Origin of the sequence: Actinomadura sp. NEAU-AAG7, assembly GCF_018603865.1 — a bacterium.
Taxonomy (GTDB): domain Bacteria; phylum Actinomycetota; class Actinomycetes; order Streptosporangiales; family Streptosporangiaceae; genus Spirillospora; species Spirillospora litoris.
In genome coordinates, this window is the sequence record NZ_JAHFZY010000003.1 from 669,498 (window position 1) to 684,004 (window position 14,507).

The following is a 14,507-nucleotide window of genomic DNA, read 5'->3' on the forward strand; positions in this document are numbered from 1 at the left end:
ACGATGACAGTGAGCGAATACGAGATCGAGACCGTCGGCGTCGTCGAGGACGTCGCGCCCGACGAGGGCCCGGCGCCGGTCGTGGCGGTGGTCGGGCGGCCGAACGTCGGCAAGTCCACCCTGGTCAACCGGATCCTCGGCCGCCGCGAGGCGGTCGTGGAGGACGTGCCGGGCGTCACCCGCGACCGGGTCGCCTACGACGCGACCTGGTCGGGGCGCCGGTTCACGGTGGTCGACACCGGCGGCTGGCTGCCGGACTCCTCCGGCCTCGCCGCCGCGATCGCCGAGCAGGCGCGGCTCGCGGTCGACCTGGCCGACGTGGTGATGTTCGTGGTCGACGCGACCGTCGGCGCGACCGACGTCGACGAGGCCGTGGTCGAGATCCTGCGCCGGTCGGGCAAGCCGGTGGTGCTGGTCGCCAACAAGGTCGACGACATCGGCGCCGAGGCCGACGCGGCGCTGCTGTGGTCGCTCGGCATCGGCGAGCCGCACCCGGTCAGCGCCCTGCACGGGCGCGGCTCGGGCGACCTGCTCGACGCGGTGCTGGAGGCGCTGCCCGAGCAGGCCCCGGCCGAGACGTTCGGCGAGAGCGGCGGTCCGCGCCGGATCGCGCTGCTCGGCCGTCCGAACGTCGGCAAGTCCAGCCTGCTGAACCAGCTGGCGGGGGAGCAGCGCGCGGTGGTCGACGCGGTCGCGGGCACGACCCGCGACCCGGTCGACGAGCTGATCGAGCTGGGCGGGCAGACCTGGCGGTTCATCGACACGGCCGGGATCCGGCGGCGGCACCGCGAGAACCAGGGCGCCGACTTCTACGCGACGCTGCGGACGCAGTCGGCGCTGGAGCGCGCCGAGGTCGCGGTCGTGCTGGTGGACGCGGCCGAGCCGCTCGCCGAGCAGGACCTGCGGATCATCTCGATGGTGGTCGAGTCGGGCCGGGCGCTCGTCGTCGCCTACAACAAGTGGGACCTGCTGGACGAGGAGCGCCGCCACTACCTGGAGCGCGAGATCGACCGGCAGCTCCACAACGCCCGCTGGGCGCCCCGCGTCAACATCTCCGCCAAGACCGGCCGGCACATGGAGAAGCTGGTCCCCGGCATCGAGACGGCGCTGGAGGGCTGGGGCACCCGCGTCCCGACGTCCAAGCTCAACCAGTTCTTCGCCGACCTGGTCAACTCCCACCCGCACCCGGTGCGCGGCGGCAAGCAGCCGCGCGTGCTGTTCGCGACGCAGGCGGGGGTGCGGCCGCCGAGGTTCGTGCTGTTCACCTCCGGGTTCCTGGAGGAGGGCTACCGGCGGTTCATCGAGCGGCGGCTGCGCGAGGAGTTCGGCTTCGCGGGCACGCCGCTCGACATCACGATGAAGATCCGCGAGAAGCGCGGCAAGCCCAAGAAGTAGCGGGCCGGCGCGCGGCTAGCGGTCCTCGCGCCGGTCGCCCGCGACCCGCTGGTCGCGCGGTGGGAACCCGGTCAGGCCAGGCGGCTCCTGCGACCCCGGCGGACCGGGCGGGGGCGCCGGGCGCGTGCCGAGCGAGGGCGGCGGGGTCTCCCGGGCGTACCGGCCGTACACCAGCGGCTGCGTCGTCCCTGACGAGGGGCGTTCCTCCTCGTCGCGCTCGGAGCCGGCCGGCGGGGCCCCGCGCACCGTGAACCGGCCGAGCGTCAGCGCCGCGACGAGCACGACGGCGACGCCGAGCCCGGTGAACCCGGCGAGCTGCTCGGCGACCCGCCGGCCCTGCTCGGTGCCGAGGGGCGCGCCGACGCCCGGGACGTCCCACAGCGCCGCGACCGGGCCGCCGACGGCGAACCACGCGCCGCCCAGTACCGCCAGCCACGCGCCGAGCACCGCGAGCACCCGGCTCGCCGTGACCAGGACGACCAGCCCGCCGAGCGCCGTCGCCGCGCCGGGCGCGACGCTGAGCTGCAGCCGGTCGGAGTCGTAGACCCACGCGTCGTCGGGCGCGAACCCGAAGTCGAGGTAGGGCCCGACGAAGGGCAGCAGGCCGCCCCACGCGCCGAGCAGCACCAGCAGTACGCCGCCGAGCGCGCCGCGTCCGCGCGGGACCCGCATGGTCCCAGCCATGATCGTTCCTCCTGACCGGGCGAGGTGATGTCGCTTGAATCCCCCTTTACCCGGCGTTGACCGACCCAAGCGCGCCGGTGTCGGGCGGCGCGACGGTCCGCGCGTGCTGGTCGGGCCCGGCGGGGTCGAGGTGCCAGCTGATCACCCGGACGGGCCGGATCCTGATCAGGTCGTCGCTGAAGTACCCCTCGCCGATGTGCATCCGGCCCTTCACGAACTCGGCGCGGCCGCGCACCTCGACGCCGCGTCCCCAGCCGGGCTTGACCGCGTCCGGGTCGTCGGGGGCGGTCAGGTCGTCGACGAGGAACGACACCCGGGGGTCGGCCTGGATGTTGCGGTACTTGCGGCTGGCGGCGTTGTCCGGCCCGCCGATGTCGATCGTGCCGTCGTCGTTGAGCCGGAACCCGACGGGACGGACGTGGGGTTCGCCGTCCGGGCCGATCGTGGACAGCCGTCCGAGCGCCTGCCCGGACAGGTAGGCGGTCTCCGGCTCGGTGAACGGGTTCGTCATGGGTGGGCCTCCCTCGATGCTTCGCCAACGGCACCGACGGTAGGACCTCAAGCGGGCTTCAGGTCAATCGCGCCGCCGCCACCCTCGCATCTGCCAGACGTTTCGATCGTCTTACCGGGCATACACACGGAAGAAGTCGGATATGCCGCGCATATGCGAAGGGCTAGGCTTGCCCCGTGACGACGTTCAGGATCAGCGAGGCGGCCGGGCTGCTCGGGGTCAGCGCCGACACCGTCCGCCGGTGGGTGGACGGCGGGCGCCTGCCCGCCGAGCGCGACGAGCACGGGCACCGGCGGGTGCCGGGGGAGGAGCTGGCCGCGTTCGTGCGCGACCAGGCGCGCCGGGACGCGGCGTCCGGCACCGGCGAGCGGTTCTCCTCGGCGCGCAACCGGATGCGCGGCATCGTCACCGAGGTCGTCAGGGACGGCGTGATGGCCCAGGTCGAGATCCAGGCGGGGCCGTTCCGCGTGGTGTCGCTGATGAGCCGGGAGGCGGCGGACGAGCTGGGCCTGCGCGCCGGGGTCGTCGTCGAGGCCGTCGTGAAGTCCACGAACGTCGTCGTCGAGGTCTGAGGGTCGTCGAGGTCTGAGGGAGGTCCGAGGTCTTGGGAGGGACACTCGTGCGCAAGCGCGTTCCGGCCGCCGTCGCGGCCTGCCTGCTGCCGGTCGCGGCGGCGGGATGCGGTGACACCGGCGGTTCCGACGCCTCGGGCGGCGGCGGGACGCTGACGGTGTTCGCCGCCGCCTCGCTCACCGAGACGTTCACCGCGCTCGGGAAGCGGTTCGAGGCGTCCCACCCCGGTGTGAAGGTCAGGTTCAACTTCGGCGCCAGCTCGACGCTGGCTCAGCAGATCACGCAGGGCGCGCCCGCGGACGTGTTCGCCGCCGCCAGCCCCGCCACGATGAAGACCGTCGCCGACGCGGGCGACGCCGCCGGGACGCCGCGCGTGTTCATCAGGAACCGCCTGGTCATCGCCGTCCCGAAGGACGACCCCGGCAGGGTGGGCGCGGTGCGCGACCTGGCCCGGCCCGGCCTCAAGGTCGTGCTGTGCGCGGAGCAGGTGCCCTGCGGCGCCGCCGCGACGAAGGCGCTGGACGCGGCGAAGGTCACGGTCAGGCCGGTGTCGCGGGAGCGGGACGTCAAGGCCGTGCTGACCAAGGTGCGGCTGGGCGAGGCCGACGCCGGGCTCGTCTACCGCACCGACGCGAGGGCGGCGGCGCCGCAGGTGAAGGGCGTCGAGTTCCCCGAGTCGGCGCGGGCGGTCAACGACTATCCGATCGCGGAGGTCGCCGGGGCGCCCGAGGCCGCGCTGGCCGGGGAGTTCGTCGCGCTGGTGCTCGGGCCGCAGGGGAAGGCCGCGCTGACCGGCGCGGGGTTCGAGTCGCCGTGAGCCCGCGCGGTCGCGCTCGCGAAGGCGACCGGCCGCCGGGCCGTCCGCCGTGGGTCCTGGTGGCGCCCGCGCTCGTCGGGCTCGCGTTCCTGGTGCTGCCGCTGGTGGGGCTGCTCGTCCGCGCGCCGTGGTCCACGCTCGGGACCCGCCTCGTGCAGGGGCAGGTCCTGGACGCGCTGCGGCTCTCCCTGCTCAGCGCCACCCTCGCCACCGCGCTGTGCGTGCTGTTCGGGGTGCCGCTGGCATGGGTGCTGGCGCGCGTCCCGTTCCCCGGGGCGCGGCTCGTCCGCGCGCTGGTGACGGTGCCGCTGGTGCTGCCCCCGGTCGTCGGCGGCGTCGCGCTGCTGCTGGTGCTCGGCCGGCGCGGCCTCGTCGGCGGCTGGCTGGACGACGCCTTCGGCCTCACGTTCCCGTTCACCACCGCCGGGGTCGTGCTCGCCGAGACGTTCGTCGCGATGCCGTTCCTGGTGATCAGCGTCGAGGGCGCGCTGCGCGCCGCCGACCTGCGCTACGAGGAGGCCGCCGCGACGCTCGGCGCCACCCGCTGGACGATCTTCCGCCGGGTCACGCTGCCGCTCGTCGCGCCCGGCGTGGCGGCGGGCGCGATCCTGTGCTGGGCGCGGGCGCTCGGCGAGTTCGGCGCGACGATCACGTTCGCGGGCAACTTCCCCGGCCGGACGCAGACGATGCCGCTGGCGGTCTACCTGGCGCTGGAGACCGACCCGCAGGCCGCGATCGTGCTGAGCCTCGTGCTGCTCGCGGTCTCGGTGCTGGTGCTCGCCGCGCTGCGGGACCGGTGGGTGGGCACCTCATGACCGCCGGGGCGGCGGGCGGGGCCGCCGAGGGGCTGGACGCGCGGCTCGTCGTGCGGCGCGGCGCCTTCGACCTCGACCTCGCGCTCACCGCCGCGCCCGGCGAGGTCGTGGCGCTGCTCGGCCCGAACGGCGCGGGCAAGAGCACCGCGCTGCGGGCGCTCGCCGGGCTCGTCGCGACATCGGGCGGGCACCTGCGGGTGGACGGGGCGGACCTGCGCCCGCTGCCGTCCGAGCGCCGCGGGATCGGCATGGTCTTCCAGGACTACCTGCTGTTCCCGCACCTCAGCGCCCTCGACAACGTCGCGTTCGGGCCGCGCTGCCGGGGTGAGGGGCGCCGCGCCGCCCGCCGCCGCGCCGCCGGATGGCTGGAGCGGGTCGGGCTCGCCGAGCACGCCGCGTCCCGTCCGGGCGCGCTGTCGGGCGGGCAGGCGCAGCGGGTCGCGCTCGCCCGCGCGCTGGCCGTCGAGCCCCGGCTGCTCCTGCTGGACGAGCCGCTCGCCGCGCTCGACGCCCACACGCGCCTGGAGATCCGCGCCGCGCTGCGCCGCCATCTGGCCGGGTTCACCGGCGCGACCGTCCTGGTCACCCACGACCCGCTGGACGCGATGGTGCTCGCCGACCGGCTCGTCGTCGTGGAGGACGGGCGGCTCGTCCAGCAGGGCACTCCGGCGGAGGTCGCGCGCCGCCCCCGCACCGACTACGTCGCCCGTCTGGTCGGGCTGAACCTGTACCGGGGCCGCGCGGAGGCGGGAACGGTCCTGGTCGGCGAGGGTCCCGAAACGCTGGACACTGTGGACTCACTTGATGGTGAGGTCTTCCTGGCCTTCGCGCCATCCTCGGTGGCGCTGTACCGGACGCGTCCCGACGGCAGCCCCCGCAACCTGTGGCGCGCCCGCGTGACCGCCGTCGAACGGCAGGGAGACCGCGTCCGGGTGCAGCTCTCGGGCCCGCCTTTCCCGGCGGTCGCCGAGGTCACACCGGCCGCCGTCGCGGAGCTGCAATTGTCGGAGGGCAGCCTGATATGGGCGGCCGTGAAGGCCACCGAGACCCACGTTTACCCAGCTTGATCGCCTCGTACCGTGGCGCGGACGCGCCGATCTTCGCACGCCCGTACCCAGGTGATATCAATCACAAAAAGGTACGGGAAGACCCAAATGGGGACCTGATTGGTCCAGACCAAATGGCAAAAACAGCGAGTCTTGTTCATCATGCAAACATCCTGCGAACAGCTTGAAGGAGTTGCCCGTGTCCCACGAGATCCCCGGCCTCGACCAGGCCCCGACAGGTCACCCCGAACTGCTTGAGTGGGTACGCGGGATCGCCGAGCTGACCAGGCCCGACCGCGTCGAGTGGTGCGACGGCTCCGACGAGGAGTGGGAGCGCCTCACCGGCCTGCTCGTCGAGCAGGGCACGTTCACCAGGCTCGACCCGGCCAAACGGCCGAACAGCTTCCACGCCGCCTCCGACCCGACCGACGTCGCCCGCGTCGAGGACCGCACGTTCATCTGCTCCGAGCAGGAGTCCGACGCGGGCCCGACCAACAACTGGGTCGCGCCCGCCGAGATGCGCGAGACCCTCGGCGGCCTGTTCGACGGCTGTATGAAGGGCCGCACCATGTACGTGGTGCCGTTCTGCATGGGCCCGCTCGGCGGGAACATCTCCCAGCTCGGCGTCGAGATCACCGACTCCGCCTACGTCGCGGTCTCGATGCGGGTCATGACGCGGATGGGCGCCGGCGCGCTGAAGCTGATCGAGGAGCGCGGCTCGTTCGTCAGGTGCGTCCACTCGGTCGGCGCCCCGCTGGAGCCGGGCCAGGCCGACGTGAAGTGGCCGTGCAACTCCACCAAGTACATCACGCACTTCCCCGAGACCCGCGAGATCTGGTCCTACGGGTCCGGCTACGGCGGCAACGCGCTGCTGGGCAAGAAGTGCTACGCGCTGCGCATCGCCTCCACCATGGCCCGGGACGAGGGCTGGATGGCCGAGCACATGCTCATCCTCAAGCTCACCCCGCCGCAGGGGGAGACCCGCTACGTCGCGGCGGCGTTCCCCTCGGCGTGCGGCAAGACCAACCTCGCCATGCTGGAGCCGACCATCCCGGGCTGGAAGGTCGAGACCATCGGCGACGACATCGCCTGGATGCGGTTCGGTGACGACGGCCGCCTGTACGCGATCAACCCCGAGGCCGGGTTCTTCGGCGTCGCGCCCGGCACCGGTGAGAGCACCAACGCCAACGCCGTGAAGACGCTGTGGGGCAACAGCGTGTTCACCAACGTCGCGCTGACCGACGACGGCGACGTCTGGTGGGAGGGCCTCACCGACGAGCCCCCCGCGCACCTGACCGACTGGAAGGGCAACGACTGGACGCCCGAGTCCGGCACGCCCGCCGCGCACCCCAACGCCCGCTTCACCACCCCGGCCGGGCAGTGCCCGATCATCGCCGACGAGTGGGAGGACCCGAAGGGCGTGCCGATCTCGGCGATCCTGTTCGGCGGCCGCCGCGCCTCCGCCGTCCCGCTGGTCACCGAGTCCTTCGACTGGCAGCAGGGCGTGTTCCTCGGGGCGAACGTCGCCTCGGAGAAGACCGCCGCCGCCGAGGGCACGGTCGGCGAGCTGCGCCACGACCCGTTCGCGATGCTGCCGTTCTGCGGCTACAACATGGGCGACTACTTCGGCCACTGGCTGGAGATCGGCAAGGCCACCGACGCCGAGAAGCTGCCGCGGATCTACTACGTGAACTGGTTCCGCAAGAACGCCGACGGCAAGTTCATCTGGCCGGGCTTCGGCGAGAACAGCCGCGTGCTGAAGTGGATCGTCGAGCGGCTGAACGGGCAGGCCGACGCCGTCAAGTCGCCGATCGGGCACCTGCCGACCCGCGAGGCGCTCGACACGGGCGGACTCGACCTCGCCGACGCCGACCTCGACACGCTGCTGACGGTCGACACCCAGGTCTGGAAGCAGGAGGCCGCGCTGGTCCCCGAGCACTTCGAGACGTTCGGCGACCACCTGCCCAAGGCGCTGTGGGACGAGTACCACGACCTCGTCCGGCGCCTGGAGTCCTAGCGGCCGCCTGGCGGTTCGGCTGGGCTCCGCCCGCGCCCGTCCCCGGTGTTCCACTCCCGGGGGCGGGCGCGGCGCGTTCACGGCCACCCGAATTTGCGCACTCTGGGGGTGGGCTTGGGCATCCCGGAGCGGGCGGGCGGCAAGCAGTGGGGTGAGCGCGCCCGCCGGGGGGAAGGCAGGGCGCACCGCGCACCCGAGGGGGCCCGCCGTGGCCGGAACGCCGTTCGGCTCGATGTTCGACGATCCGTTCCGCGGATTCGAGTACCTGACCGGGAGGATGTTCGGCGCCCCCGAGACCTGGCCGCCGCGCGGCGGGGCGCAGCGCGTCGACATCGGGCGGCTGCTGAGCGAGAGCGGCCGCGAGCTGGTCGCCCACGCGCTGGAGCGCGCCGGGCGGCGCGGCGCCGCCGACCTGGACGTGATCGACCTGCTGGCGGCGGCCGCCGAGACGATCCCGGCGCGGAGCCTGCTGACCGCGGCCGGCGCCGACCCCGACGCGCTGCTCACCCGCATCGCCGACATGACCGGCGACGGCACGCCCGGCGAGCCGCCCGAGACCCTCACCCCGGCCGCCAAGCGCGCGCTGCTGGACTCCCAGCGCGTCTCGCGGGCGCTGGAGGACAGCTACATCGGCCCCCAGCACCTGCTGATGGCGCTGGCGGCCAACCCCGACTCCCCGGCCGCGCGGCTGCTCACCGCCCAGGGCGTCTCGGCGAACGAGCTGCGGGACGCGGCGCTGGAGCGCCCCGACGGAGCGGGCGCCCGCACCGGCCGCGCCGTCCGAGGGGGCCAGAGCGCCACGCCCACGCTCGACGACTACGGCCGCGACCTGACCGAGGAGGCCCGCGAGGGGCGCCTGGACCCCGTCGTCGGCCGCGAGGACGTGATCGAGCAGGCCATCGAGGTGCTGTCGCGGCGGACCAAGAACAACCCGTGCCTGACCGGCGAGCCGGGCGTCGGCAAGACCGCGATCGTCGAGGGCATCGCGCAGCGGGTCGTCAACGGCGCCGTCCCCGAGACGCTGAAGGACCGGCGGGTCGTCGCGCTGGACCTCACCGGCATGGTCGCCGGGTCCAAGTACCGGGGCGAGTTCGAGGAGCGGATCAAGAAGGTGCTGGAGGAGATCCGCGCCCACTCCGACGAGCTGGTGATCTTCATCGACGAGGTCCACATGCTGGTCGGGGCCGGTTCGGCCGAGGGCGGCATGGACGCCGCCAACGTGCTGAAGCCCGCCCTCGCGCGCGGCGAGCTGCACGTCGTCGCCGCCACCACGATCGAGGAGTACCGCCGCACCATCGAGAAGGACGGCGCGCTGGAGCGCCGCTTCCAGCCGGTGCTGGTCGCCGAGCCGACCGTCGAGGAGACCGTGCGGATCCTCGCCGGGCTGCGCGACAAGTACGAGGCGCACCACCAGGTCCGCGTCACCGACGAGGCCCTGGACGCGGCGGCGCGGCTGTCGGACCGCTACATCTCCGACCGGTTCCTGCCCGACAAGGCCATCGACCTGATGGACCACGCCGCCGCCCGCGTCCGGCTGCGCGCCCTGTCCCCGGACGAGGAGGCCCGGGAGCTGGAGGGCCGCCTGGAGTCGCTGCACCGCGACAAGGACGCGGCGGTCGCGGGCGAGGACTTCGACCGGGCCAAGCAGCTCCGCGAGGAGATCGAGCGGCTGCGGCCCGGCCTTGAGGCCGCCCGGCACGGCCGCGACGACGTCCCGGAGGTGAGCGTCGCCGACGTCGCCGACGTCGTGTCCCGCCGCACCGGCATCCCCGCCTCGCAGCTCACCGAGGAGGAGCGCGACCAGCTCCTGCGCCTGGAGGAGCGGCTCCACGAGCGGGTGGTCGGGCAGGACGAGGCGGTCGGCGCGGTCGCCGAGGCCGTCCGGCGGGGCCGCGCGGGCCTGTCCGACCCCGACCGCCCGCAGGGCGGCTTCCTGTTCCTCGGCCCGACCGGCGTCGGCAAGACCGAGCTGGCGCGGGCGCTCGCCGACGTGCTGTTCGCGGGCCACATGGTCCGGGTCGACATGAGCGAGTTCCAGGAGCGGCACACCGTGAGCCGCCTGATCGGGGCGCCCCCCGGATACGTCGGCTACGAGGAGGCGGGGCGGCTCACCGAGGCCGTCCGGCACCGCCCGCACTCGGTCGTCCTGCTGGACGAGATCGAGAAGGCGCACCCCGACGTCATGAACATCCTGCTCCAGATCCTCGACGACGGCCGCCTCACCGACGGGCAGGGCCGCACGGTCGACTTCACCAACACGATCATCATCATGACCAGCAATGTGGGCGCGCAGATGATCCTGGAGGCCGGGGGAGACGCCACCGGGCTGCGCGACCAGGTCCTCGACCTGCTCCAGCGGACGCTCCGGCCCGAACTGCTCAACCGGATCGACGAGACCATCGTGTTCACCCGCCTCGACCGCGCGCAGCTCCGCCAGATCGTCGACCTGCTCCTGGAGGGCACCCGCCGCCGCCTCCGCGGCCAGGGCGTCGCGCTGGAGGTGGACGACGCGGCCAAGGACTGGCTCGCCGAGCGCGGCCACCAGCCCGAGTACGGCGCCAGGCCGCTGCGCCGCACCCTCCAGCGCGAACTGGACAACCGGCTCTCCCGGATGCTGCTGGACGGCCGGATCGGCGAGGGCGACACGGTCCGCGTCCACCACCCCGAGGGCGGCGACCTCGACATCGAGGTCGGGCACGGCGCGGCGGGGGAGTGATCTCGGGGAACCTCAAGTCGACTTGAGGCCGCATAGGATGCGGTCATGACACGGCTTGAGTTCCGCGTGCACGAGCTGACCGTCGGGCAGCTCGCCGAGCGCAGCGGCGTCGCCGTCTCGGCGCTGCACTTCTACGAGTCCAAGGGCCTGATCAGCAGCCGCCGCACGGCCGGCAACCAGCGCCGCTTCGCCCGTGACACGCTGCGCCGGGTGTCGTTCATCAAGGTCTCGCAGCGGGTCGGGATCCCGCTCAGCGACATCAAGGCGGCCCTCGCGACCCTCCCCGAGGAGCGCACCCCCACCGTGGCGGACTGGGCGCGCCTGTCGGAGACCTGGCGCAGCGACCTGGACGCCCGCATCTCCCAGCTCGAACGCCTCCGCGACGACCTCACCGAGTGCATCGGCTGCGGCTGCCTGTCGATCAACAAGTGCGCCCTCGCCAACCCCTACGACCGGCTCGGCGACGAGGGCCCCGGGCCGCGCCGGCTCCTCGTCGAGGACGGCGACCGCACCCACGGCGACGACGGCCGGTCGCCGCGTCCGGCGCAGGACACCGGCCACGGGACGTGCCGCCCGGTGGTGGCCGAGGCCCCCGACGGCATGCCGGAGGACTGCCTCACCTGCGCCCCCGAGGGCGGCTGAGCCCCCTTCCCGGCCCGGGGCACCCGCCCCGGGCCGGGGACGGGGTCACAGCGTGCGCCGGGAGGAGGGCTCGCGGCCGGAGGGCTGGCCGGGGGTCGGGCGGGCGGTGACCGGCTTGATCGGCAGCTCGATCGGCTCGTCGGCCAGCGTGAACTCCTCGCCGTGGTGCCACAGCTTCAGGCCGGGCCCCTCCAGCAGCTGGTAGGTGGCGGCCTCGGCGGTCACGTTGACCCGCAGCCGGTTGTCGCGGTAGCGCATCCGGAACGCGAGCCGGCTGATGCCGCCGGGCAGCCGCGGCGCGAACCGCAGCCGCCCGCCGCCCGCCCGCATCCCGCCGAACCCGGCGACGAGCCCGTTCCACGCGCCCGCCATCGACGCGATGTGCAGCCCGTCGCGGGTGTTGTGGTTGAGGTCGTGCAGGTCCAGCAGCGCCGTCTCGCCGAGGTAGTCGTGCGCGAGGTCGAGCTGCCCGACCTCGGCCGCGACCACCGCCTGGGTCTGCGCCGACAGCGAGGAGTCGCGGACGGTCAGCCCCTCGTAGTACTCGAAGTCGCGGACCTTCTGCTCCTCGGTGAACGCCTCCCCGCACAGGTGCAGCGCGAGGACCAGGTCGGCCTGCTTGACGACCTGCTTGCGGTACAGGTCGAAGTAGGGGAAGTTCAGCAGCAGCGGATACAGCTCGGGCTTGGTCCCCCCGAAGTCCCAGCGGGCGTGGTTGGTGAAGTTCTCGTTCTGCGGGTGGACGCCCAGCCGGTCGTCGTAGGGGATCAGCATCGCCGCCGCCGCGTCCCGCCAGGACGCCGCCTCCTCGTTCGTCACGCCCAGCCGGTCGGCGAGGTCGGGATGGCGCATCGCCATGTCGGCCGCCGCCTCCAGGTTCCGGCGGGCCATCAGGTTGGTGTAGACGTTGTTGTCCACCACCGCGCTGTACTCGTCGGGCCCGGTGACGCCGTCGATGCGGAACACCCCGCCCACGTCGTGGTGGCCGAGGCTCCGCCACAGCCGGGCGGTCGCCACCACCACCTCCACCCCGACCTCCCGCTCGAACCGCTCGTCGCACGTCGCGTCCACATACCGGACGACGGCGTCGGAGATGTCGGCGTTGATGTGGAACGCGGCCGTCCCGGCGGGCCAGTACCCCGAGCACTCGTGGCCGCGGATCGTCCGCCACGGGAACGCCGCGCCGTCCAGGCCGAGCTGGGCCGCGCGCTCGACCGCCAGCGGCAGCGTCATGTGCCGCCAGCCCAGCGCGTCGGCCGCCGCGCCCGGGGAGGTGTAGGTCAGGACGGGCAGCACGAACGTCTCGGTGTCCCAGAACGTATGGCCGTCGTAGCCGGGGCCGGTCAGCCCCTTGGCCGGGATCATGCGGCGCTCCGCGCGGGCCCCGGCCTGCAACACGTGGAACAGGCTGAACCGGACCGCCTGCTGGATCTCGGCGTCCCCGTCCACCTCGACGTCCGCGCCGCACCAGAACTCGTCGAGGTACTCGCGCTGCTCGGCCAGCAGCCCGTCCCACCCCGTCTGCCGGGCGCCCGCCAGCGCCCCGACCACCTGGTCGTGCAGCGCCGGACGCGACCGCTGGCTCGACCATCCGTAGGCCAGGTACTTGACGATCCGCAGCCGCTGCCCCGGCTCCAGCCGCGTCGCGACCGTCAGCCGCCCCACGTCCGGGGAGCTCTCGGTGTCCACCGCCATCGACTCGGGGCCCTCGATGTGGTGGGACATCCCCGCCGCCATCCGCAGCCCGCTCTTGCGGGTGCGGTGCAGCAGCAGCACCTTCGTGCCGTTCGCGACGTGCTCCTCGCTGACCAGCGGGCTCTCCAGGATCGCCGAGGCGCGCGGGTCGCGCCCGCCGCCCGGCAGCGCCTCGTTGGCGACCAGCTCCGACTGCGCGACGACGCGGACCGCCGCGTCCACCGGCTCGACGTCGTAGCAGATCGCCGCGACCGCCCGCTGCGTCAGCGACACCATCCGGGTCGAGGTGATCTTGACGCGCCGGTCGGCCGGGGACGTCCACTCCACGTGCCGGGTGAGCGTGCCCGCCCGCAGGTCCAGCACCCGCTCGTGGTGGTGGACGCGGCCGTAGCGCACGTCGAACGGCTCGTCGTCCACCAGCAGCCGGATCACCTTGCCGTTGGTGACGTTGATCACCGTCTGGCCGGACTCGGGGTAGCCGTAGGCGGCCTCGGCCTGCGGCAGCGGCCGCTGCTCGTAGAAGGAGTTCAGATACGTGCCCGGCAGGCCGTGCGGCTCGCCCTCGTCCAGGTTGCCGCGGATGCCGAGGTGCCCGTTGGACAGCGCGAACACCGACTCGCTCTGCGCCAGCCGGTCCAGGCGCAGCTCCGGCTCCCGCACGCACCACGGCTCCACCAGGTACACCGGACGATCCGCGGCGCCCTGGGCCTCGCTCTCGTTCACTCGCCCACCCCGTTCACTCGCCTTCCAGCAGTTCGGACAGGTCGTCGACGACCACGTCCGCGCCGTGCTCCCTGAGGTCCGCCGCGTGGCCCGGGTCCACCCGGTTGACGCCCACCACGTAGGCGAACCCGCCCGCGCGGCCCGCCTCGACACCGGCCAGCGCGTCCTCGAACACCACCGCCCGCTCCGCGGGGACCCCCACCTCCCGGGCGCCCTCCAGGAACATGTCCGGCGCGGGCTTGCCGGGCAGGTTCCGCTCGGCCGCGGTGACGCCGTCGACCCGCGCGTCGAACAGGTCGGTGATCCCGACGGTCTCCAGCACCTGCGCGGTGTTGGCGCTGGAGGACACCACCGCCGTCCGCAGCCCCGCCTCCCGCGCCGCGCGGACATAGCCGACCGACCCGTCGAACACCTCCACGCCCCGCTCCTTGATGATCTGAAGGACGAGGGCGTTCTTGCGGTTCCCCAGCCCCCGGACGCTCTCCCGCTCCGGCGGGTCGTCCGGCGAGCCCTCCGGCAGCGTGATGCCGCGTGAGGTCAGGAACGAGCGGGTCCCGTCCTCGCGCTTCTTGCCGTCCACGTACGCGCCGTAGTCCTTGACCGGATCGAACGGGACGAACGTCCCGCCCGTCCGCTCCGCGTGCTCGCGCAGGAAGCCGTCGAACATCTCCTTCCACGCGGCGGCGTGCACCGCCGCCGTCCGGGTCAGCACCCCGTCGAGATCGAACAGACACGCCTGAGCCCCGTCGGGCAGTCCCAGCATCCGCACCCCCTGGAGAATGTATGTATCGGACGGGTCGCCCCTTCCCACGCGGGCACACCCTCACGCATGGGAAGCCTGTGACCTCGCGGGACGTTCATGATCTACGCAAG

11 protein-coding genes and 1 pseudogene are annotated in these 14,507 nt (G+C 73.5%); 8 read left to right on the plus strand and 4 right to left on the minus strand.

The window, feature by feature from the left end; translation table 11 throughout:
* Window positions 1–3 precede the first annotated feature (3 nt).
* On the plus strand, window positions 4–1,395 hold the full coding sequence (gene der / locus KLI87_RS17700; protein ID WP_214617895.1) for a ribosome biogenesis GTPase Der: 1,392 nt from the start codon (window positions 4–6) through the stop codon (window positions 1,393–1,395).
* A gap of 15 nt (window positions 1,396–1,410) precedes the next feature.
* Here the strand turns inward: der and KLI87_RS17705 are convergent, their stop codons facing one another.
* Together KLI87_RS17705 and KLI87_RS17710 are read right to left on the minus strand one after the other, a co-directional pair.
* Entirely contained in the window at window positions 1,411–2,079 is a 669-nt protein-coding gene (locus tag KLI87_RS17705) for a hypothetical protein (protein ID WP_214617896.1), read from the minus strand.
* Between the two features lie 46 nt (window positions 2,080–2,125).
* Complete coding sequence (locus KLI87_RS17710; protein ID WP_214617897.1) at window positions 2,126–2,590, minus strand: PPOX class F420-dependent oxidoreductase; 465 nt, start codon at window positions 2,588–2,590, stop codon at window positions 2,126–2,128.
* 176 nt (window positions 2,591–2,766) lie between these two features.
* On the opposite strand from KLI87_RS17710, the gene KLI87_RS17715 reads away from it, so the two are divergent.
* From KLI87_RS17715 to soxR, 7 genes and pseudogenes are all read left to right on the plus strand, one after another.
* On the plus strand, window positions 2,767–3,162 hold the full coding sequence (locus KLI87_RS17715; protein WP_214617898.1) for a molybdopterin-binding protein: 396 nt from the start codon (window positions 2,767–2,769) through the stop codon (window positions 3,160–3,162).
* Between the two features lie 32 nt (window positions 3,163–3,194).
* Window positions 3,195–3,980, plus strand: a complete 786-nt coding sequence (modA, locus tag KLI87_RS17720; RefSeq protein WP_250903920.1) for a molybdate ABC transporter substrate-binding protein — start codon at window positions 3,195–3,197, stop codon at window positions 3,978–3,980.
* Window positions 3,977–4,795, plus strand: a complete 819-nt coding sequence (gene modB / locus KLI87_RS17725; RefSeq protein WP_214617899.1) for a molybdate ABC transporter permease subunit — start codon at window positions 3,977–3,979, stop codon at window positions 4,793–4,795. The genes modA and modB overlap by 4 nt, the downstream gene beginning before the upstream one ends.
* Window positions 4,792–5,862 carry an ABC transporter ATP-binding protein gene (locus KLI87_RS17730; protein ID WP_156218364.1) on the plus strand — a complete coding sequence of 357 codons (1,071 nt, stop codon included), beginning with the start codon at window positions 4,792–4,794 and terminating at the stop codon, window positions 5,860–5,862. The genes modB and KLI87_RS17730 overlap by 4 nt, the downstream gene beginning before the upstream one ends.
* 178 nt (window positions 5,863–6,040) lie before the next feature.
* Window positions 6,041–7,858 carry a phosphoenolpyruvate carboxykinase (GTP) gene (locus KLI87_RS17735; protein ID WP_214617900.1) on the plus strand — a complete coding sequence of 606 codons (1,818 nt, stop codon included), beginning with the start codon at window positions 6,041–6,043 and terminating at the stop codon, window positions 7,856–7,858.
* Window positions 7,859–8,090: 232 nt separating this feature from the next.
* On the plus strand, window positions 8,091–10,574 hold the full coding sequence (locus KLI87_RS17740; protein WP_214618111.1) for an ATP-dependent Clp protease ATP-binding subunit: 2,484 nt from the start codon (window positions 8,091–8,093) through the stop codon (window positions 10,572–10,574).
* A gap of 45 nt (window positions 10,575–10,619) precedes the next feature.
* Window positions 10,620–11,069: pseudogene (gene soxR, locus KLI87_RS17745) on the plus strand (redox-sensitive transcriptional activator SoxR); the annotation flags it as partial.
* 192 nt (window positions 11,070–11,261) lie between these two features.
* On the opposite strand, the gene KLI87_RS17750 reads toward soxR, so the two are convergent.
* On the minus strand, window positions 11,262–13,634 hold the full coding sequence (locus KLI87_RS17750) for a glycoside hydrolase family 65 protein (RefSeq protein WP_214617901.1): 2,373 nt from the start codon (window positions 13,632–13,634) through the stop codon (window positions 11,262–11,264).
* Between the two features lie 13 nt (window positions 13,635–13,647).
* Entirely contained in the window at window positions 13,648–14,397 is a 750-nt protein-coding gene (locus KLI87_RS17755) for an HAD family phosphatase (protein WP_156218492.1), read from the minus strand.
* Window positions 14,398–14,507 lie beyond the last annotated feature (110 nt).